The following is a 19,356-nucleotide window of genomic DNA, read 5'->3' on the forward strand; positions in this document are numbered from 1 at the left end:
TCTACAGTCCTTTGGAGACGCAACACGGACACCGATGACCGGTTGCCTTCCAGGCAATCTGCCCGACATAGCCACAGCTCTGACACCGGAGTGGATCGTCCAGCAGGTGTTGGATGTTGAACTTGGGCTTCGACTTGCCGGTGTTGTCCGCCATTCGGTGCATGCACCAGCAGCACATGTTGACGATCCAGGCATCGATGATCTGCGTGCGACAGCTGTTTCCGCACCACTGGCAACAACGATTTGCCTCAGTGATCGCGGCCAAAATGTCCGAATCCTGATAGCCGTCGGTGTTCGCGCAGCTATAATAGATACGCAGCTCGCCAAATTTTTGCTTGATCTGATGAACCTCTGGGGCAGGCTTTTTTTGCTCAATCGCGCGCTTCTTGACGCGCTCAAGCGCTTCTTCGACGATCCGGATCCAGCCCTGGAACTCCTTTCCAAGCTCGCTGACGACGCTGTTATGGATGTCATCCCAATCAATCACTGACATACCTGCCTCCCGTTTCTTGACGGTGACGCAGGGGCAACTTGACCCTGTATTCACAGATTGCGTCCGCAACCAAGTCTCGGAACTTGGACCACCAGAGACTTGGTCCCGCTGCGCGCAGGTGCTGTTTGAATTCCAGGGTGTCTTGATAGAGGGCAACGCCTCTAGGAAGCCAACTTAATTCATGCTGAGTCTTACTTTCCCGCACAAGAAATTCCTCCTTTGAAAATGGTAGGAGGCGTCGGAATCGAACCGACTCGTGCACTCTAATCTGGAGCTATCACAGGGGTATAAGCCCCGCCCGCATACCAATGCTGCCTCCCACGGGTTTCGCGTGGGCTATCGACCTCAGGTCGATATTCGGTGGCAGATGGTGCGTGCGTTTGACATGCGCTAAGGCTGGTCCAATTCCTGCGCCTACGTCAAGATGGAAACTGAAGCGTCATGTAAAATGATGCGCAGTCAATTGAGATAATTAACTATTTTTCTCGGCATGTTACGGGGCTGCAAATTTGATACGAGCTTCCGTGACTTCCCTTAGTGAAGAATCGACCGATCCTGATGCTCAGGTTATTCGTATTTGCAGCGTCACGGAAAAGGCCTTGAAAACGTTGGATGCGATTAGCATTCGTCGGTTCCACGGTCTCAGGAATAAGATTGGAACAATGAAAACAAGCGTGCTCCCCAAGGTTTGGATGGCTTGAGGATCCACCATCACAAAGAAGATGAAAAAGTCATTCGTCTTTATCGGAGAATTCCTTCCGAATCCTTTTCTGATATTCGATGTCATCAACAAAAATTGCTCGGGTCTTGGTCTTATCTAAGAATACTTTTTCAATCTCTTCGTCTGTCGCCGCTTTCGGCTCTTCGGGCAGACTTTGCCATGCCAGCCAACATGCTGCTAAACCAAATACACTGATGCCGACGGCGACAATTGAAATGATCTGATCAGGCTCCATTCGCTCATTTTATCATAGCCATCCTAAGTGGAGAAAAAAATTCGTGCACTAGCGGCCAACTTGGACCAGTCGGAAGGGGCTGTTCAGTCGTGAGACTCCCCATTTGAACTGGTCCACGGCTATGTTCATTAGCCTGTCGCCTTAGAAAAAAAGGCAATCCGCTCCGTGAAACATGCCGAGCAGTCAAAATCGATGCATCCTAATCCAAATTCGATCCCTATCCGAGGATCGAAGTGGGGTGATGCGCCAGCATGCCAAAGCAAATTGAATGACTGGTTAGCGGCATAGTCTTGGATAACCGCCTTTGACTAGGCCGCGCCCATAGATCATCTGGCTAACCCCTGCCCAATACGCCGCTGCCTCACACATCGGGCAGGGCTGGGAAGATGAATACATCACCGTTCCGCTCAGATCTCGACTATTGGTACGCTGGGCGGCATCCCTGATCGCGACCATTTCGGCATGAGCTGTCGGATCTTGATCTAAAATAACTCTGCTCCAAGATTGACCGATAATAGTCCTGTCGCGAACGATGACGGCGCCAAACGCCTGATCGCCTTTGTCAATCGCGGCCTGACGCATCTCGAAGGCACGCCTCATAAAAGTCTCTTCGTTGGGCTCAGGCGGTTGTAGTATTGCTTCGATCTTTGCTTCAATCGTTTGACCATAAGCTATGCTGCTCAAGCCAAGCGCCAGGCCAGCAAAGCCAGTTGCGGTCAGCAAGTCACGCCTTGCGTGACCTGGGCCAGGATGGCAGCCCGGTTCCTCAACTTCGTGATTGTCCATTCGGCGTGTGTGTTGATCAGGTTTCATGAGACCGCACTCCCCCTGGCATCTCGGACGACGTAAACCTCCAACTCCTTTTTGGCAATTCTGCCGTATTTGCCTATCTAAAAGAAACTGGCGAAAACTGCCCCAAGCTAGAGTTTGCTCGACAGTGCTTCCCTGACACAAACGGCGGCTCTGATTACACTCTTTACAATTTTAAGCGAAGCACAGACTTTCTCCATGGCGGCAAGATCATCGCCCAGCAGATTACAAAGCGGATTTTCCACCTAACCGGCCAAAAAATCCTGTCGCTGGCTGCAATCCGGACTGACCATTCCAAAAAAGCTCTACCAGTGACTTGAATTTCCGGACTGACCATTCCATTTCTAGCCCATGAGCACAGAAACTTTTCCAGTTGGCGACATCAAATCATCCGCAGGCCCGGGTCGGCCTCGTGCTTTTGACGAAGCCGAAGCTTTGGAAAAAGCCTTGTGCGTTTTCTGGCACAAAGGCTACGAGACCGCGTCTGTGGATGATCTGACCAAGGCCATGGGGTTGAGCCGGTCCAGCTTCTATGGAGCATTCGGCAACAAACAGGCTTTGTTTCACAAAGCTCTCCGCCATTATTCAAGACGTGCCTTGAAATCTCTGCGTGACGTTGCGGACGCGGGTGGGGAAGACTCCGTTGGTGCGATGATGGAAGCTTTGGCGAACCCGCAAGGCGGTCGTGACGGCTGCATGTTGATCAATTGCCTTACTGAGCTTGCGCCGCATGATGATGAAGTGGCGGTTCTCGGCCGGCACCATTTGGAGAGTATTGGCGAGGTAATAGCGAGAGCGCTTGAACCTTCAGATCCGAGTCGGGCCCTCGACCAGGCGCGGGCGTATGCCTCCCTTGCAATCGGCACGTTGGCATTGCGCAAGGCGGGCGTTTCCGCTGAGCAGATATCGCAAACCCTGAAACAAGCCCGGTTGGTGATTTCGCCTTAAGTCCTCCCCTAACCATAAGGGCATGAAACGAAAAACAAACTCCAACAAGAAGCGGTAACTTTAAATTTGGACTAAACAGTCCAAAATTATCTGAACGAAGTTGACCAAAGAAGGAAACAGCAATGGCTGATGAAAAACTGTTCTCCGGCATCAAAGCTGGTGCAATCGAACTGAAAAACCGCGTGGTCATGGCGCCACTGACCCGCAACCGGGCAAGAGCCGAGGATGACAGCGTCCATGAATTGCAGGTCAAGTACTATGCGCAGCGGGCGGGCGCTGGCCTGATCATCACGGAAGCTTCGCAAATCTCGCCCCAAGGCAAGGGCTATGCCTGGACGCCCGGCATTTATTCCGAAGCGCAGATCGATGGTTGGAAAAAAGTGACTGAGGCCGTCCATGCTGAGGGCGGCAAGATTGTGATCCAGCTTTGGCATGTGGGCCGGATTTCGCATTACAGTTTGCAGCAGGGTGGTGGCGCCCCTGTTGCGCCATCTGCAATTGGCGCTAAGGCCAAGACGTTTGATGGTGAACAGTTTGTTGAAACATCTGAACCGCGGGCACTGGCCAACGAAGAAATTGCTGGCATTGTTGCGGACTACCGGAGAGCCGCGGAAAACGCCAAGAAAGCGGGTTTCGACGGTGTCGAGATCCATGCAGCCAACGGATACCTTATTGATCAGTTCCTGCGCGATGAGTCCAACAAGCGTGAAGACGAATACGGCGGTCCTATCGAGAACAGGGCACGGTTCCTGCAAGAGGTCACGGATGTGGTTGTCGACGTGTGGGGTGCCGACCGTGTGGGTGTTCGCCTCAGCCCATTCTCGGAAGCCAATAACATTTCCGACAGCGACCCGCAGACGACATTCGCACATGCGATTAAATTGCTGAATACCTATGGGTTGGCCTATCTCCATCTCGTAGAAGGACAGACCGGCGGCCCGCGCGATATTCCGGAAGGTTGCGATCTGAAGGCGCTCTATGAATTGTTTGACGGTGCGAAAATGGGTAACAACTCTTACGACCGGGAAATGGCAATTGAAGCGGTTGAATCCGGAGCCGTCGATCTGGTGGCCTTTGGTCGGCCGTTCATTTCCAACCCGGATCTTGTCAGCCGGCTGGAGAAAGACGCCGCACTGAATGAGCTCGATCCAACCACTCTCTACGGCGGCAATGAAAAAGGGTACACCGATTATCCGGCACTGGAAGAGGAAGCGGTCGCCGCAGAGTGATACATCGCTCCTAACCCCTTAGCGACGGGCTAAACCGAGCAAAGTGAGCGCGCCAGCATGGACGCGCTCACCTAGCAATTACTGAGCTATCCATTCTTGAAGCGAGGGCCCAACACAAGCCTGCGAATGAACTGCTGCTATATGATCAGGGTTGAATATATCCAATCAGAATGCACTCTTGATTGAGAAGCGCCCGGTTTTAGTTGAAGAAGATGTGCGGTGTACTTGTTTCGGATGCGACTTTGGCCACGGTCGGTGGAAGAACGAATTTGTCATTTGCCGAAATAGAACCAACGCTGCTCAAAGGTCTCCACGGTCACCACGTTCTGTATCGACTGGAGTGACAAAGCTGAACACGTGGACAGCCTGAACTCCGGCAGATTGCACATGGATGAGGAAAAAACCCTCTCTCAGGAAATCTCCTTAAACGTTCGCGTAGGCGGCGTTAACGTAAGGTAACTCAACAAAAAGTTGTGGCGAATGCATGCCCTATGCCGTAAGTCTGCATTGGGAAGCAGCGAGGCTCAAACGGCACATTGGGTCGCTGTGTGACCAGTAAACTTAGATCATAGATTATTCCCAATAATGCTGAATGCAATTTTGAACTCAAAGTCAGGGCGGCTTCATGCTGATTCAGGCGAGAAAATTTCGTGGCGAAAACTCTTCCGTGAAAATGAAGACCTTGTAACCGCTACTGTTATTGAGCGGTTTTCTTACATGAACCCGGCGGAGGTTTGGCGCATCCTATCAAGTGCTGCCAAGGGGCAACTCCCAAGATATCGAGTGGCAGAGATCACTAAAATCGAGTTTTGGCCACTTTGGCCCCATGAAGAACGTCAAAAAGGCGTCGAGCCAGACGTATTCATCGAGTTCAGCCTAGGAGATCCAGCGCGCCTTGTTCATGTGATCGTCGAGGCGAAGCATGGTGCACATCAACTCCATAACCAGCTTATGGTTGAGATCGAGAGTTGGCATCAGTCTCTTACCGAAGCGGATAGCCACCTTCCTGAACAGATTTACATCTTGGCACTTGGCGGTTCTGGCGGACACATAGATCCTGCTAAATTTCACCGCTCAGTTAAGGTCAAAATGCCGCTCGTACCATTTTCCGGGCTTATCTCGATTGGCTGGGATGAGCTTGCAAAAGCAGTGAGCGAAGCGAGGGCGACCTCTCTCCAAGAGGGGCGTTTGTTAGCTGACATTGAAGAAAGCTTGGCCCTATTCGGATATCGCCATCGTACGGTCCCACGCCAATTGGAGGCTTTAGAACCTATGCAAGAGCCGGACACGACGCTCGGCGAGCTTACAAAATCAAATACAACATTTTATTGAGGCAATAGGCCATGGAACACACGGATTTCGACAAGGCTCTTACGGATGTGCGTCGAGCCTACCGGATTGTAGCTGCTTACCAACAGCGTGTAATTCACTTGATGAGTCAGATACAGGACACCTTTCCTAGCCTAACATTTTCTCATTGGGAAGCATCGGACTTCAATCAACCTCCTCGTAGGGACACGAACATTGCAAAACGCTGGGCATGGGATGGTTTGCCGTACTTTAACTTCGACGTAGTCTTGGCATCTTCAGGACCTGTCCAAAACAAAAAAACCTTGGAGCAAGGCGACTGGTTCATTGGATATGCCATTAGGACAGATGACAAGTTCGACAGCGATGAAAACCCAAGTGGTCCCGGCTTTCAGGGCCCCGATCCATCCAAGCTGCCCGGCGTGGAGGAAACGGATAGTGTCATCTGGCTGTATGCCTATCGCGCAACAGAGAACGCAGAGCATAATTTTGCGGCTTTGTGGGCTGACGACGAATGGGAGGAAGTAGCTGATCAGTGGTACGACCATCCTCTGGGAGGATGCCGCTGCATGTATGTCGAAGGTAGGTTGGCAGAACTTTTCTCTGAGGGTGGCACTGAAAGTTTCCTGAACAAAGTAAAGTCCCTGCTCAAAGAAGAGGGTATCAGCTTTGAAGGTGAGTAATCTCAGCGCGCGTTGGAAGAGTCTCGAATTGCTACTGTTCTGAATTTTTGCCGGCAAACCGCCAGATACATGCCCGAGGTCTGGATCGCCATCCAAGAAAACTACCTGATTTTATGGAAACTTAATGGAAACTGAAAAGATCATCCATAGTTTGCCGCAAAAGAGTATTTCTCAGCGTCAAACCATGCTCCGAAACGCTGAAAAGCTAATCAAAGACGGCACCGAATTGCAACGGGATGCCGCGAAGCAACTGATTGCGGCCCTCAATGGATTAGAGGAGGAGGAGCGAAGGGCTCAAAACCAAAAACTGTCAGGAATGAAACCGGTTGATAGGGTTATTCAAGCTTTCACGCGCACTCCACCCACCGAAACTGAAGTAGGACTAATTCGTGCCCTGATGAACCGCCCTGGATCGACTTCGACCGAGCTCAGCAGGGCGCTTGGTTGGGACGCACAAACCTGGCATCTACATTTTGGGACAATGTGCAAAAACCGGGAAGCAGATTTGTGGCCGGCGGACGCTTCAGACATTCGTGATGCCAGCTTCTACAGTGGTATCCTCGCAAACTTCGACAACAACAACGCTACATGGGAACTGAAACCCGAAGTTGAGGCTGCCTTTCGAAAGCTGGGTATCTGATTGGTCTAAAGCACCCAGCTCTGGTGGGGCGGCAGAGAAAAGATAACCGCACTTTCAATGCAATAAGGAATCAGGAATTGAACAAAGAAGTTTCGACACCATCCGGAATACCCGTTTCGAAGCAAAACACTGAGGCAGAAAGTCGAGAGCCCCCAATAGTTAGAGAGGGTCGGCTCGCCCAAAGCGGGCACCAAGAGCGCGTGCGGTCTTTAATCGATGTGCTGTGCGACGGCATGTTCGAGCGCGAAGAAATTGTCTCGGTTGCTTTATTGGGGGCTATGTGTGGCCAGAACATCTTTCTCTACGGTCCTCCAGGCACTGCAAAAAGCCTGATATCCCGCCGAATTGCGAGCGCGTTCGAGAGCCCTGAGTATTTCGAATACCTCATGAACAGGTTCAGCACACCGGAAGAAGTTTTTGGCCCCGTTTCCATCAAGGATCTCAAGGCAGACAAATACACGCGCAAAACGGAAAACTATCTGCCCACTGCCGAATTCGCTTTCCTCGACGAAATCTGGAAATCCAGCCCGGCAATCCTGAATACACTTCTTACGCTTGTTAATGAACGAATATTCAGAAATGGCACGAAGATCGAGGCAGCCCCTCTAAAGGCGTTGATCGCTGCATCCAACGAAACGCCCGAGCCTAATCAAGGACTGGAGGCACTTTTTGATCGGTTCATTGTCCGACTGTTGGTGGGGCCTATTGAAGACTCTGGTCATTTCGAATGCCTTTTGAACAGCAAACCGACCGAGGCAGAAGTCGACGTTCCCGAGGACGTGGCCATCACAACGGACGAATGGGCCGATTGGCACAATCGCATTCACGATGTGTCTCTGTCCAAAGAGACCTTTATCATCATTGGTCTGATACGCACCGAACTGGCTAAGCGCTACGATGAGCTGAAAGTCTATGTTTCAGATCGCAGATGGCAGCGGGCTGCAACGCTGATGAAAGCGGCCGCGTTCTTCAATGACCGCACGGAAACGAACCATAGCGACGCGATACTACTGCAACATTGCCTTTGGACGCATGAGGATAACCGCGATGAAGTCATGGATATCGTCGCCAAGGCGATCAAGGAATCCGGCTTTGATAGCGGGTTCAATTTTGCTGACTTGGATCGGCAAAAGGACAGCTTGGACAAAGAAATTGGAACGGAACTGTACCATACCGAAGATGTCTATGACACGGAGCTCAAAAATGGGAAAGAGTACTTTAAGGTCATAGCGCGAAATCGCGGTGCATACGGTCGAGAAAATAGGACCTTTTATATCCCCCTGAGCAAGATGAAGAGTAAAGGTGAGTTTCACCCGGTGGATGCGAGCGGCAACAAGCTATCTGAGGTGGCGTGTGACTTTGATGGGCAGGGGACATGTAAGTTAGAGTATGAACACTACTTTATCCAAGGCAGCTACGGTCATAATATCGAACCCACAACGTTCTCTCCGCGTGTCCTTTTTCACAAAGGGGAAAAGAAAGGCGACGTGAACGCTCGGCTTATTAAAGACCTCAAGGCAAGCGGTGCTGAACTTAGAAAAGCTTACAAAACCGCTCTTCTGGATGTGAAGAAGCGGTTTGAAGGGTACGAGGCGGAATTGGCCTCTCCGTTTGTCCCCAAGGCAAAATCCCAAATCGCGTTGTCTGGAATTCGCGCTCAAATCGAGAGTATCGAACAGCGGATTGCAGACTGCCAAAGGCTCGAAGCTCTATGCGAGTGAATGCGGTCCTCGAAGAGGCGGGCGATATCTGGTCTGCGTTGAAGCGCTACTCTGATATTCTGGAGGATGCGCAAAGCATCAAGACCCATGTTCAGGATAAAGTCAGGTTCTGGAAACAAGAAGCGGGCGACATCGTGGAAGCGGAGTCGCCATTCGACGATCACGAACGCGCTTTCGAGGAATGGAGACAACTGCCATCAAAGAAGCGAAAACTCAAATCCGTGCGTAAAGCCGCGGTGCGGGATTATCTGGAACTGTGCGAGGCCGTTGGTCAGCCCAGGAACGCTGCATACTGGAAATTGCTTTACACGCAAAGAAAACCAAAGGGCGCTTTGGAGGAAGCTCTCAGACAACAGCTCGTTTCTCCTCAGCAGTTGACATTTGAGTGGCAAAAAACGCTCGATAAGGCGCGCAGTGAATGGGAATTTGCAAGAATAGAAGAACTGCGCTCAGAGTTGATCCGAGATATTGCTGAACTTCTTGATTTGCTCCAAAGGTTGAAGACCTCGCTTGTAGTGCTTGGTCTGGACAGTGGGATATTGTTCGATCTGTCGGCTGGGAGTCTATCTCCGCAAGACATCGAGAGGTTTCGTAGCTGGGCGCAATATCTTGCTGAAGATGAGGGCGTTCGATCACTTTGCGACCTATTGGGCAAAATTCGTCAACTGGAGGCTTCCGAGCGGATAGAACGCGCCAGAGTCTCAATGTCGATGGAAGTGCAGCAACCAGACATAAACTCGAAAGAAGAAATCGTCGGCGTGCGGCTGGGTCGCGACCTGGAGCACGCCTTGCCCAGTGAATTAGCACTCCTTGCCGATCCAGAAACTGAATTGCTGTTCGATATCAAGTACCTTGAAGCGCGCCTGATGTGCTTTGATATGCAGGGTATTCAAACAAGTGTCCAAACGGTTGAAACAGAGCAGGATCGCCAGGTGACTGAAAAGGAACAGCTGGGACCGATGATCATTTGCGTGGACACTAGCGGGTCCATGTCCGGTACGCCGGAGGCAATTGCCAAGGCTATTGCCTTGTTCATGGCTAGCAAGGCAAAAGAGCAAAAGCGTCCATGTTACATAATCAACTTCTCGACAGAAATTGATGTTCTGGACATGTCAAACGGGTTTAGTTTGGACCGGTTGATGAATTTCTTGAATATGTCCTTTCTCGGAGGAACAGATGTCGCTCCTGCACTCCTTCACTCATTAGAGGTGATGGAGAAAGAGGCCTATGAAAAAGCAGATGTTCTTGTTGTTTCCGATTTCATCATGGCGAGTTTGCCCGAGCAAGTTTCAGAGATGATTTACTCGCAAAGAACAAAAGGTAATCGCTTCAATTCTCTGGTTGTGGATCGGACATTCATGTCGCAGCGCTTAGAGAGTCTCTTTGATCAAGAATGGGTGTTTGATCCGGTCTCAAGCAGCGTACACGAACTGATCGGCTTTCAGCAACGCGTGTCCGAACGAGCAAGTAACCTAATATTTGACCGAGTGTCATGAACTCTGTGGATCTGGCCCGGCCCCCCGTAGTTTCAGGTGCTCAAACGTCGAAACGCTCATTGGCCCCAAAAGCGGCGTAGGCAACCGGCATTTTCCTGCCGGAGAACTGACTGGTCTCTTTTCATAGCCCGCAAGATCGCCGTAAAACTCCGCGACCACCCAAACCGGCGTTGAGGTTTCTTGCAATACAGTACCCGAAAAACGAGTGGCATTTGGCCGTTTCTAACCACAACCAAACGCGCTGTGGTTGCGTTGGGGTTTTTAACTCTTGTCTCTGCCTGCGCACAGAGCCCAAACGACCCGGATCTCGATCCGGAACGTCAGTTTATGACGCTGCAAGAGGTCTCTAAAAAGCAGGCTTTGGGGCAAAGGGTGTGGTGCGTACCCTACGCACGTAACCTCAGTGGTATAGAAATTCGCGGCAATGCCAAGGATTGGTGGGGTAAGGCGCGCAATGGTTTTGCGCGGGGCAATGAGCCTGCTGTCGGTTCGGTTATGTCGTTTCGGGCAACTCGCGGAATGCCCCTCGGCCATGTAGCTGTCGTGTCCGATGTTGTATCTGCGCGGGAAGTCGTCGTGAACCACGCCAACTGGCACCGCAACAAGGTCTCACTGAAGATGGGTGTCAGGGATGTATCCAAAAACAATGATTGGACGCTGGTCCGGGTCGAAACCCATCCGGGCCGGTATGGTAGTTTCTACCCGGTGAACGGGTTCATATATCCGAAATTTAACGAGTAACCAAAGTTCTCTTCGCATCTACCGCGATCCCGTGGAAAGCGCCGCAGGCGACCCTCATCTCGGTCGTGAAGGCTTCCGCTGGTACTTTGGGCAAGCCAGGTTTCTCGGCTAGGTCCCAACTGCCAGGTCTTCCAACGACCCACCATCACGCAGAAAGTCGCTCCAGATCCACGCCATTCGGTCAACAAACCACATCTTGCCACCTGAGATCACAACTATGCCGAAGCACGTGAATCCCAAGTCGAACACCCAGAGGCCGTACGCAAACGGCAGAAGACCCAACCCGCTGATATAAGCAAGTGTTTTGGTTACTCGAATATGATGCGCCGCAATCTTGTCTTGGTGCCGCAGCCAGACACGCTCCCCCAATACACCTCGCGCTGACCAGCTGTCAAAAGTCTTGGGTTGTGAAAACGTACGCGGATTGATCCAGACCCAGACCAGAACCAGGCCAACAGCAACCCATGCCCAGCCGCTAATCCACGCGCGACTCCAGATCGCCAACGCCAAAAGGGGCAACGGCGTAAGTACGCAAGTCCAGACAGACCAAGGATTTGTATGTCGCAACCAAACCTCGTCTTTCATGCCCATAAAGCGTTCGGACAGTCGGACTATGTCCATCGGTTCACTCCAGAAACTGTAAGTCCATTAGCGAGATTGGATTCATCCAATGCTAACCACAACCGCTTTCAAGTCTCGCCCTCTGGTTAAGATCAGGCGTTCGTCGATAGAATGAGCAAGCATATTACATCGCAAGGTCTTCCACCGAGTATTTTTACTGCCGCCGGGTTTCAACTCTGCGATTTTCCGCAACGCGCGAATGAGTATCCTATCTTCGGATAAAGGTTGAACTTTGCCAGCCAGAATGCACTTTTGATTGAGCAACAGCGCTTCAAAGTTGACCAAATCGCACGGCATAAACCATAACTTGAGTAGGTTTCTTGAAAAGCGCAAAGTTATGGGCAAATCATGCAAAATTATACGCAAACGTCGCGCACAGTTATGGGCGAGCACACTTGAATTTCATGAATGAAATCAATGACTGGAACGCAGCGTTATGCGCACGCCTACACGGTGTAAAGACCGACGTGCTACCTGTTTGGGGCTGAAGTCAATCTGTGCAATTGCTGATCGAGCGATGTGCATCTTGGATGGCACTGGCCATGCTTCAACGTGCGGGCTCTGACCTATCAGTCGACGTAACGAAACTGTGGTAAAGCCTGCTCGGTTGCTTCTAACCTTTGCCGGGCGAGGTAGCGGCAGGAATGGTTGCGGCGGATGTTCAGCAAAGTACTAAAAATGACCGGCAGTGCGGTGGTTCTGGGCGGGGTAGCTTTGATTGGCTACCTTTGGTTCGCACCCCCGGATCTTTTGAAGGTTGGAACCAACTACTCTGCCAAGATTGTCTGTTCGAACGTTTTCATTGCTGGACGGGATCCTGACGAAGTTCTGGCTGTGGACGTGCAAGCACCCGGCCACCCTCTGCTGGGGCAAATCTCAATAGAGGTGGATCGGGAAGCGCAGACTGTGAAAGCGCGGATCTTCCGGTTTTTTGCACCCGCGACATCGCAGTTTCGTCAGGGGCTTGGCTGCACAAATGTTCATGAGGCTGATCTGAGCAACCAGACACTTTCCGCGCCTGATCCGCTGCCAGCAGGACTATGGCCAAACGGGAATGACGTTGCCTTGTCCCAAGACCCGAAGCTTCAGATTGTACTGTCGAATGACAGTTTGGTGGGCGAAGGATTTCGCGCAGTTGTGGTGGTTCGAAACGGGCGCATCATTGCTGAACGGTACGCAGCTGGGTTTGATGCGGATACCCCGTTACTGGGCTGGTCCATGACCAAGACAGTTACGGCCGGATTGATCGGCACCTTGATTGAAGCGGGTCAAATGAGATTGTCAGATACGTTTGTCGACAGCTTTCCCGATTGGGCCGACGACGCAAGGCGCAACATTACCGTGGCTGATATGCTGGCGATGACAAGCGGGCTGCAATGGGATGAAGAATACGGCGACGTTTCAGACGTAACACGCATGCTGTATCTTCGTGACGGTATGGCCGAATTTGCTGCCGGGCGCGTTGCTGAATCCAGTATTGGAACGGACTTCAACTATTCCTCGGACACGTCCACGATGCTGTCTCGGGTTTGGCAGGACAAGTTGGGCGACGGTGGGCTGAGCTATCCGCACAACGCGCTATTTGCGCCGATTGGCATGACATCGGCGGTTATCGAGACGGATGTCAGCGATACCTTCATCGGGTCCAGTTATATATATGCGACGGCGCGTGACTGGGCCCGGTACGGGCAGCTTTTGCTGCAAAAAGGGGTTTGGAAGGGCTCTCGGATATTACCAGAAGGTTATGTGAACTGGATGTTCGAGCCGGTTGATGCTTCGGATGGCAAATACGCCAAGGGCCACCTTTGGCTGGAAGCACCCGGAGATTTGCCACCTTTTGAAGATGCCGTCTGGTTGCAGGGGCATGATGGTCAGTCCATCGGTATTTTCCCCTCTCATGATATGGTGATTGTGCGATTGGGATTGACGCCGTCCCGGCTGGGTTACTCATCCTTGCCGCTGGCCAAGGAACTGATTTCCGCATCTGGAAGCTAGCGTGCCAGGGTGCAAAAACCTGTTGGCCGCGACAGACAGATCACGCCTGACTGGCAAGTATTTCGACAAATACATCCTCGATCAGGACACAGGGTCGCAGGAGAGTGTCTTGCAAGTTGTAGGCATTTAGTATACCGCGGCATACAAAATTAAGGCGCTGGTTTGTTACCCGCCAGCGCACCAGCTAAATGGTCGGAACCGTCATGAGCCTATATACAGAATACCTGAACGAGATTGAGACGCGCAAAGAGCAAGGTTTGCACCCCAAACCCATTGAAGACGGTGTGCTGCTTCAGGAAATCATCGAGCAAATCAAGGATGTTGAAAACGTTCACCGCGCCGAGTCTTTGACCTATTTCATCTATAACACGCTGCCGGGGACAACCAGCGCAGCTGGTGAAAAGGCACAGTTCCTGAAAGAGATCATATTGGGTGAAGCCTCGGTCGAAGAAATCTCGCAGGCCTTCGCGTTCGAGCTGCTGTCACATATGAAAGGCGGCCCCTCGGTCGAGGTTCTGCTGGATCTGGCGCTGGGCGATGATGCGTCGATCGCAAATCAGGCGGCAGAGGTGCTGAAAACGCAGGTGTTCCTGTACGATGCGGATACCCAGCGCCTCAAGTCTGCTTTTGAGGCCGGAAACGCGATCGCAAAGGACATTCTGGAAAGCTATGCCAAGGCCGAGTTCTTTACCCGGCTGCCTGACATTGAAGAGGAAATCAAGGTTGTGACCTATGTCGCGGCCGAAGGAGACATTTCCACCGACCTTCTGTCGCCCGGTAATCAGGCGCATTCTCGTGCGGATCGGGAACTGCATGGCAAATGCATGATCACACCGGCGGCACAGGCCGAGATTCAGGATTTGCAGAAACAACACCCGGACAAACGTGTCATGCTGGTCGCCGAAAAAGGGACCATGGGCGTCGGGTCGTCGCGCATGTCCGGCGTCAACAACGTCGCCTTGTGGACCGGAACGCAAGCCAGCCCTTATGTTCCCTTTGTGAACATCGCACCAGTTGTCGCGGGAACAAACGGAATCTCACCGATCTTTCTGACCACCGTTGGCGTGACCGGAGGTATCGGCATTGACCTGAAGAACTGGGTCAAAAAGCTGGATGACGACGGCAACCCGATTCTGAACAACGACGAAAGTCCTGTCCTTGAACAGAAATACTCGGTCGAAACCGGAACCGTTCTGACCATCAACACAAAGGACAAGAAGCTTTACAACGAAGCAGGCGATAAAGAGCTTGTCGATGTATCGTCGTCCTTCACGCCGCAAAAGGTCGAATTCATCAAGGCTGGCGGCTCTTACGCGATTGTCTTTGGGAAGAAGCTGCAGACATTTGCGGCAGAAACCCTTGGCGTTGCGCTGGAATCTGCATTTGCTCCGTCCAAGGAAATCTCGCACGAGGGTCAGGGCCTGACAGCTGTCGAGAAGATCTTCAACAAAAACGCGGTTGGCGTGGCTGACGGAAAGGTTCTGCACGCGGGTTCGGATGCTCGGGTTAAGGTCAATATCGTTGGGTCGCAAGACACCACTGGCCTGATGACCGCGCAGGAGCTGGAAGCTATGGCGGCGACCGTGATCTCGCCCATCGTTGATGGCGCATATCAGTCCGGGTGCCACACAGCGTCGGTTTGGGACGCAAAGGCGCAGGCGAACATTCCTAAACTGATGAAATTCATGAACAACTTTGGCCTGATCACTGCGCGTGATCCCAAGGGTGTTTACCATTCGATGACAGACGTAATCCACAAGGTGCTGAACGACATCACCGTGGACGACTGGGCCATCATCATTGGCGGCGACTCGCACACCCGCATGTCCAAGGGCGTAGCGTTTGGCGCGGATTCGGGCACCGTTGCGCTGGCGCTGGCCACCGGTGAAGCCACGATGCCGATCCCTGAATCGGTTAAGGTGACCTTCAAAGGCCAGATGGCAGGCCATATGGATTTCCGCGATGTGGTTCACGCCACCCAGTCGCAGATGTTAAAGACATTCGGTGACAATGTCTTCCAGGGCCGGATCATCGAAGTTCATATCGGCACCTTGCTGGCGGATCAGGCGTTTACCTTTACCGACTGGACGGCCGAGATGAAGGCCAAGGCGTCGATCTGTATTTCCGAAGATGACACGCTGATTGAATCTCTGGAAATCGCCAAAGGCCGCATCCAGATCATGATCGACAAGGGTATGGAAAACGAAGCCCAGACGCTGCAAGGTCTGATCGACAAGGCGAATGCGCGGATAGCGGAGATCAGGTCGGGTGAAAAGCCGGCCCTGAAACCCGATGAAAACGCCAAGTATTTTGCCGAGCTCGTCGTTGATCTGGATGAGATCGACGAACCGATGATAGCCGACCCGGATGTGAACAACGCTGACGTATCAAAGCGTTACACCCACGACACTATCCGCCCGGTTTCCTACTACAAGGGTGAAAAGAAGGTCGATCTGGGCTTTGTCGGGTCGTGCATGGTGCACAAAGGCGATCTGATTATCGTCTCGCAGATGCTTAAGAACCTTGAAGAGGAACAGGGCACTGTCGAATTCAAGGCCCCGCTGGTTGTCGCAGCACCGACCTACAACATCATCGATGAGCTGAAAGAAGAAGGCGAGTGGAGCATTCTTCAGAAATACTCGGGCTTTGAATTCGACGATCTGTTTCCGAAAAACAAGGCACGCACGGAATACGAAAATATCCTGTACCTTGAGCGGCCCGGCTGTAACCTTTGCATGGGGAACCAAGAAAAGGCTGCAAAAGGCGATACCGTTCTGGCGACATCCACGCGCCTGTTCCAGGGTCGTGTTGTTGAAGACTCGGATGAGAAAAAGGGTGAGTCCCTGCTGGCGTCGACACCGGTTGTCGTGCTCTCGGCCATATTGGGCCGGACCCCAACCGCCGAGGAATACAAGTCGGCGGTAAAGGGGATCGACTTGACCAAGTTTGCACCGCCGATGGAAAAACCCGCGACCGCGAAATCGGCTCACTTCTGAAGACGTTTTGAACCTTGTAAGCCCGGCCGCCAATAAGCGGTGGCCGGGCTTTTCCAACTGAATGACACTCCCAGCCTTTCGACACCTCGTCTTAGCAAGGATGGGTTATGCACCTGACACATCCGCTCAGGTTCCGTTTCGTCGGACCCTGTCAAAGAATGGGTAAAGGGCCGCGGGTCTTGGTCTGGCGAAGCACAAAGTTGCTGCGGGTGTCGCGGACCAGCCCTGATTTCAACAGGCGCTGCATGATAAAGACTTCAAGATCCTCGGGGGTTTTGGCGTAAACCTTCAGGATAAAGTCGTGATCCCCGGTGATCGAGGCGCACTCGACGATTTGCGGCTCGGTCTCGACCAGACGAAGAAACGCCGAGATGCTGTTTTCCTGATGGTCTTTCAGTGCAACGTGGACATAGGCGATGGCATTCAAGCCTACAGCCTTGGCAGAGACCTGCGCGCGATACCCTGAAACCACCCCGGACGATTCAAGGTCACGGACGCGGCGCCAGCATTGCGACGCCGATAACCCGGTCCGGTCGGCAAGCTCCTGCATTGACAGACGCCCGCTGGCCTGAAGCTCTCGCAAAATATCGATGTCGGCTGGGTGAAGCATTTGGCCCGAAAATAGCAATATTTTGGAATGTCCCATTCATAATACGGACGATAGGTAGAATATCAAAACAAATTCTCCATGTGAGTTGAGGTATCCTGATCTCATGCAGGAGGATGCTGATGCCCAAATCGACGAAATATGTCGCCAAACTGGCGGATGAACATGGCCACATTACCTACACAGACGAAGAAAATGCGGTCTGGGCTGATCTTTACGCGGCACAGGAAGAAAATGTTCGGCGCTATATGGCACCGGAATACCTAAGCGGTTTGGCGCGGCTGGATCTGCCGAAGACCAAAGTGCCATCTTGTGCGGAAATTTCGAAACGGTTGCTGGACCTGACCGGCTGGCGGGTGCAGCCGGTTCCGGCGCTGATTGGGTTCAAGACATTTTTCGGGATGCTGGCGGATCGGGTTTTTCCGGCCGCCTCTTTCATCCGCTCCCGGGAAGATTTCGACTATATCGAAGAGCCGGATATCTTTCATGAGATATTCGGACATACACCGTTGTTAAGTGATCCACGTTTTGCCGCGTTCAGCCACGCCATCGGGCTAGCCGGAAAGCAGGCAGATGACGCGGATTATGCCTGGTTGATCAGGCTCTACTGGTTTTCGATCGAGTTTGGCCTGCGCCGCCAGAACGGCCAGATCAAGGCGCTGGGTTCAGGGTTGGCGTCGTCGCCGACAGAACTGGTCTATGCCGTGACCAGCGACATACCCGATCGTGACCCGTTTGACGTTCTGACGATTCTGCGAACACCCTACCGGATCGATATGCATCAGATGGGGTATTTTGTTCTGGATGACCCTGAAGAGTTGTTTGAGGCCGCCGAACGGGACCTGCTGGCAGATGTTCGTCGTGCGCGCCGCCTCGGGCTGTTGCCGAACAAGTTTCCCGAAAAGGTAACCGCCGCCGAGTAGCAGGGGCTGCGTCTTTTCAAGCGTCAAGGTTTTTGTACATAAAGGTTGTGGGCTCGAATTTTTGTTCAAATGGGTTCCGGCAGTAATTCGGTATTTCCCCCGCGATCTGAAACCCGAGGCTTTGATAAAGCAGCCGCGAGGGATCGGTGCTGCGCGTATCAAGTACGAGCATCGTGCGCCCCACCTCTCGCGCCCGAAGAACAAGCGCGTTCATCAGGGATCGGCCTAACCCCCGCCGTCTGGCGTTGGGATGGACCAGAAGTTTCGCCACATCGGCGCGGTGGGGTTGGTTGGGCATTGCCGCCGGGATCAATTGAACGGTGCCTGTAATGCGGGGACCGTTATGCGAAACGAACAAGTCCAGCTTACCTGACCTGAGACCGGGCTGTACGTTTTGTTGCCAGTACGCACGCGCATCGTTCAGGGTAAACGGAAGTATGTAACCTATGCTGGCCCCATCATGAACACAGGCATGCAAGATTCCAGCCAGGTCATCCAGTGCCGTGTCAAAATCGTTCTCGGTCAGGCGCGTGATCATATAAGCACCAGCAGGTAACGTGCGCCACGCGACGCCCCTGTTTCAAACCGGGTCGGTCCCGACAGATGGTAGCGCAGGCAATCCCCGGCGTTCAGCGCGTGGGGAGTTCCATCAACCGTCAGAGTAAGCGCGCCGTCCATTAAGATCAGATGATGCTCTTGCCCCGATTTAGGTGGCACTTCGTAGGTAATGACCGTGTCCCGGGGCAGGTGGCATTCCAGAACCTCGGCGTTCAATCCATTTGCAAGTGGTGAAACAGCACGGCGGGTGAAGCCGGTTTCGGGGTCGCGCCACTCGGTCTGGCGTTCGAATGGAACCTTGGGGTCAAAGCTGTCTTCAACCATCATCAGCAGGCGTGAGATCGGCAGATCGTATACAGCGCACAGACGGCCTAGATTGTCGGCTGTTGGGCTGACATCCCCTTTTTCCATACGGGACAAGGTGGCGCGGCTGATCCTGCTGTGTTCGGCAAGGTAATCCAAAGACCAACCACGCCCGCGGCGCAGTTCGCTCAGGCGATTGGCGAGGCGGTTTGACAGGGTGTCAGGCATTACATCATATTGAAAAATTTTCTTATATACGAGAAAATATACAAATAAACATCACATATCAACGAAAAAGGATGCGGACAATCCGCATCCTATTCAAGAA

Annotated in this window: 18 protein-coding genes and 1 tRNA gene; 11 read left to right on the forward strand and 8 right to left on the reverse strand. The window is 52.5% G+C overall.

The genetic code is table 11. From position 1 onward, the window contains the following. Position 1: 1 nt before the first annotated feature. The 4 genes from ACR0DS_RS11290 to ACR0DS_RS11305 form a co-directional block, all read right to left on the reverse strand. On the reverse strand, positions 2-493 hold the full coding sequence (locus tag ACR0DS_RS11290; RefSeq protein WP_480559367.1) for a hypothetical protein: 492 nt from the start codon (positions 491-493) through the stop codon (positions 2-4). Positions 494-719: 226 nt separating this feature from the next. Further along, positions 720-813, reverse strand: a tRNA-Ile gene (locus ACR0DS_RS11295). Between the two features lie 411 nt (positions 814-1,224). Next, complete coding sequence (locus ACR0DS_RS11300) at positions 1,225-1,449, reverse strand: hypothetical protein (protein ID WP_480559365.1); 225 nt, start codon at positions 1,447-1,449, stop codon at positions 1,225-1,227. A 276-nt stretch (positions 1,450-1,725) separates the two neighbouring features. Further along, a complete protein-coding gene (locus ACR0DS_RS11305) occupies positions 1,726-2,262 on the reverse strand; it encodes a nucleoside deaminase (RefSeq protein WP_480559363.1) in 537 nt (178 codons plus the stop codon). Between the two features lie 348 nt (positions 2,263-2,610). Here ACR0DS_RS11305 and ACR0DS_RS11310 point away from each other — a divergent pair, with 348 nt between their 5' ends. The 8 genes from ACR0DS_RS11310 to ACR0DS_RS11345 all read left to right on the forward strand — a co-directional run bounded on the left by ACR0DS_RS11310 (position 2,611) and on the right by ACR0DS_RS11345 (position 11,025). Beyond that, positions 2,611-3,207: a TetR/AcrR family transcriptional regulator gene (locus ACR0DS_RS11310; RefSeq protein ID WP_480559361.1), complete on the forward strand. Its 597-nt coding sequence runs from the start codon at positions 2,611-2,613 to the stop codon at positions 3,205-3,207. A gap of 122 nt (positions 3,208-3,329) precedes the next feature. Continuing rightward, the gene (locus tag ACR0DS_RS11315) at positions 3,330-4,436 is read left to right on the forward strand and encodes an alkene reductase (RefSeq protein WP_480559359.1); all 1,107 of its coding nucleotides are present in this window, start codon (positions 3,330-3,332) and stop codon (positions 4,434-4,436) included. Between the two features lie 585 nt (positions 4,437-5,021). Continuing rightward, positions 5,022-5,768: a hypothetical protein gene (locus ACR0DS_RS11320; protein ID WP_480559357.1), complete on the forward strand. Its 747-nt coding sequence runs from the start codon at positions 5,022-5,024 to the stop codon at positions 5,766-5,768. Positions 5,769-5,779: 11 nt separating this feature from the next. After that, positions 5,780-6,427: a hypothetical protein gene (locus tag ACR0DS_RS11325; RefSeq protein ID WP_480559355.1), complete on the forward strand. Its 648-nt coding sequence runs from the start codon at positions 5,780-5,782 to the stop codon at positions 6,425-6,427. A gap of 124 nt (positions 6,428-6,551) precedes the next feature. Beyond that, positions 6,552-7,067 (forward strand): hypothetical protein, encoded by a 516-nt coding sequence (locus tag ACR0DS_RS11330; RefSeq protein WP_480559353.1) that lies wholly within the window; start codon positions 6,552-6,554, stop codon positions 7,065-7,067. A gap of 200 nt (positions 7,068-7,267) precedes the next feature. Further along, entirely contained in the window at positions 7,268-8,788 is a 1,521-nt protein-coding gene (locus ACR0DS_RS11335) for an AAA family ATPase (protein WP_480616734.1), read from the forward strand. Then, positions 8,779-10,284 (forward strand): VWA domain-containing protein, encoded by a 1,506-nt coding sequence (locus tag ACR0DS_RS11340; RefSeq protein WP_480559349.1) that lies wholly within the window; start codon positions 8,779-8,781, stop codon positions 10,282-10,284. The genes ACR0DS_RS11335 and ACR0DS_RS11340 overlap by 10 nt, the downstream gene beginning before the upstream one ends. 327 nt (positions 10,285-10,611) lie before the next feature. Further along, positions 10,612-11,025: a CHAP domain-containing protein gene (locus ACR0DS_RS11345; protein ID WP_480559347.1), complete on the forward strand. Its 414-nt coding sequence runs from the start codon at positions 10,612-10,614 to the stop codon at positions 11,023-11,025. A 108-nt stretch (positions 11,026-11,133) separates the two neighbouring features. Here the strand turns inward: ACR0DS_RS11345 and ACR0DS_RS11350 are convergent, their stop codons facing one another. Then, complete coding sequence (locus ACR0DS_RS11350; protein WP_480559345.1) at positions 11,134-11,646, reverse strand: DUF6653 family protein; 513 nt, start codon at positions 11,644-11,646, stop codon at positions 11,134-11,136. Between the two features lie 678 nt (positions 11,647-12,324). Between ACR0DS_RS11350 and ACR0DS_RS11355 the strand changes: the two genes are divergently transcribed. Together ACR0DS_RS11355 and ACR0DS_RS11360 are read left to right on the forward strand one after the other, a co-directional pair. Further along, the gene (locus tag ACR0DS_RS11355; RefSeq protein WP_480559343.1) at positions 12,325-13,641 is read left to right on the forward strand and encodes a serine hydrolase domain-containing protein; all 1,317 of its coding nucleotides are present in this window, start codon (positions 12,325-12,327) and stop codon (positions 13,639-13,641) included. Positions 13,642-13,844: 203 nt separating this feature from the next. Continuing rightward, positions 13,845-16,637, forward strand: a complete 2,793-nt coding sequence (locus tag ACR0DS_RS11360) for a bifunctional aconitate hydratase 2/2-methylisocitrate dehydratase (RefSeq protein ID WP_480483950.1) — start codon at positions 13,845-13,847, stop codon at positions 16,635-16,637. Between the two features lie 151 nt (positions 16,638-16,788). Here the strand turns inward: ACR0DS_RS11360 and ACR0DS_RS11365 are convergent, their stop codons facing one another. Then, positions 16,789-17,247 (reverse strand): Lrp/AsnC family transcriptional regulator, encoded by a 459-nt coding sequence (locus ACR0DS_RS11365; protein WP_480494575.1) that lies wholly within the window; start codon positions 17,245-17,247, stop codon positions 16,789-16,791. A 119-nt stretch (positions 17,248-17,366) separates the two neighbouring features. On the opposite strand from ACR0DS_RS11365, the gene ACR0DS_RS11370 reads away from it, so the two are divergent. Next, positions 17,367-18,167, forward strand: coding sequence for a phenylalanine 4-monooxygenase (locus ACR0DS_RS11370; protein WP_480539382.1), 801 nt, complete (start codon positions 17,367-17,369; stop codon positions 18,165-18,167). 16 nt (positions 18,168-18,183) lie between these two features. Here ACR0DS_RS11370 and ACR0DS_RS11375 read toward each other — a convergent pair whose 3' ends face one another. Further along, positions 18,184-18,705 carry an N-acetyltransferase family protein gene (locus ACR0DS_RS11375; protein WP_480539380.1) on the reverse strand — a complete coding sequence of 174 codons (522 nt, stop codon included), beginning with the start codon at positions 18,703-18,705 and terminating at the stop codon, positions 18,184-18,186. Continuing rightward, the gene (locus ACR0DS_RS11380) at positions 18,702-19,256 is read right to left on the reverse strand and encodes a helix-turn-helix domain-containing protein (RefSeq protein ID WP_480483954.1); all 555 of its coding nucleotides are present in this window, start codon (positions 19,254-19,256) and stop codon (positions 18,702-18,704) included. The genes ACR0DS_RS11375 and ACR0DS_RS11380 overlap by 4 nt, the downstream gene beginning before the upstream one ends. Between the last annotated feature and the right edge of the window lie 100 nt (positions 19,257-19,356).

Source organism: Ruegeria sp. AF5 (genome assembly GCF_056541905.1).

Excerpts from the sequence above, each read along its gene's own strand:
- ACR0DS_RS11290 (WP_480559367.1), bottom strand. The coding sequence starts at position 493 with ATGTCAGTGATTGATTGGGATGACATCCATAACAGCGTCGTCAGCGAG.
- ACR0DS_RS11300 (WP_480559365.1), bottom strand. The coding sequence starts at position 1,449 with ATGGAGCCTGATCAGATCATTTCAATTGTCGCCGTCGGCATCAGTGTA.
- ACR0DS_RS11305 (WP_480559363.1), bottom strand. The coding sequence starts at position 2,262 with ATGAAACCTGATCAACACACACGCCGAATGGACAATCACGAAGTTGAG.
- ACR0DS_RS11310 (WP_480559361.1), top strand. The coding sequence starts at position 2,611 with ATGAGCACAGAAACTTTTCCAGTTGGCGACATCAAATCATCCGCAGGC.
- ACR0DS_RS11315 (WP_480559359.1), top strand. The coding sequence starts at position 3,330 with ATGGCTGATGAAAAACTGTTCTCCGGCATCAAAGCTGGTGCAATCGAA.
- ACR0DS_RS11320 (WP_480559357.1), top strand. The coding sequence starts at position 5,022 with ATGCTGAATGCAATTTTGAACTCAAAGTCAGGGCGGCTTCATGCTGAT.
- ACR0DS_RS11325 (WP_480559355.1), top strand. The coding sequence starts at position 5,780 with ATGGAACACACGGATTTCGACAAGGCTCTTACGGATGTGCGTCGAGCC.
- ACR0DS_RS11330 (WP_480559353.1), top strand. The coding sequence starts at position 6,552 with ATGGAAACTGAAAAGATCATCCATAGTTTGCCGCAAAAGAGTATTTCT.
- ACR0DS_RS11340 (WP_480559349.1), top strand. The coding sequence starts at position 8,779 with ATGCGAGTGAATGCGGTCCTCGAAGAGGCGGGCGATATCTGGTCTGCG.
- ACR0DS_RS11345 (WP_480559347.1), top strand. The coding sequence starts at position 10,612 with ATGACGCTGCAAGAGGTCTCTAAAAAGCAGGCTTTGGGGCAAAGGGTG.
- ACR0DS_RS11350 (WP_480559345.1), bottom strand. The coding sequence starts at position 11,646 with ATGGACATAGTCCGACTGTCCGAACGCTTTATGGGCATGAAAGACGAG.
- ACR0DS_RS11355 (WP_480559343.1), top strand. The coding sequence starts at position 12,325 with ATGACCGGCAGTGCGGTGGTTCTGGGCGGGGTAGCTTTGATTGGCTAC.
- ACR0DS_RS11360 (WP_480483950.1), top strand. The coding sequence starts at position 13,845 with ATGAGCCTATATACAGAATACCTGAACGAGATTGAGACGCGCAAAGAG.
- ACR0DS_RS11365 (WP_480494575.1), bottom strand. The coding sequence starts at position 17,247 with ATGCTTCACCCAGCCGACATCGATATTTTGCGAGAGCTTCAGGCCAGC.
- ACR0DS_RS11370 (WP_480539382.1), top strand. The coding sequence starts at position 17,367 with ATGCCCAAATCGACGAAATATGTCGCCAAACTGGCGGATGAACATGGC.
- ACR0DS_RS11375 (WP_480539380.1), bottom strand. The coding sequence starts at position 18,705 with ATGATCACGCGCCTGACCGAGAACGATTTTGACACGGCACTGGATGAC.
- ACR0DS_RS11380 (WP_480483954.1), bottom strand. The coding sequence starts at position 19,256 with ATGCCTGACACCCTGTCAAACCGCCTCGCCAATCGCCTGAGCGAACTG.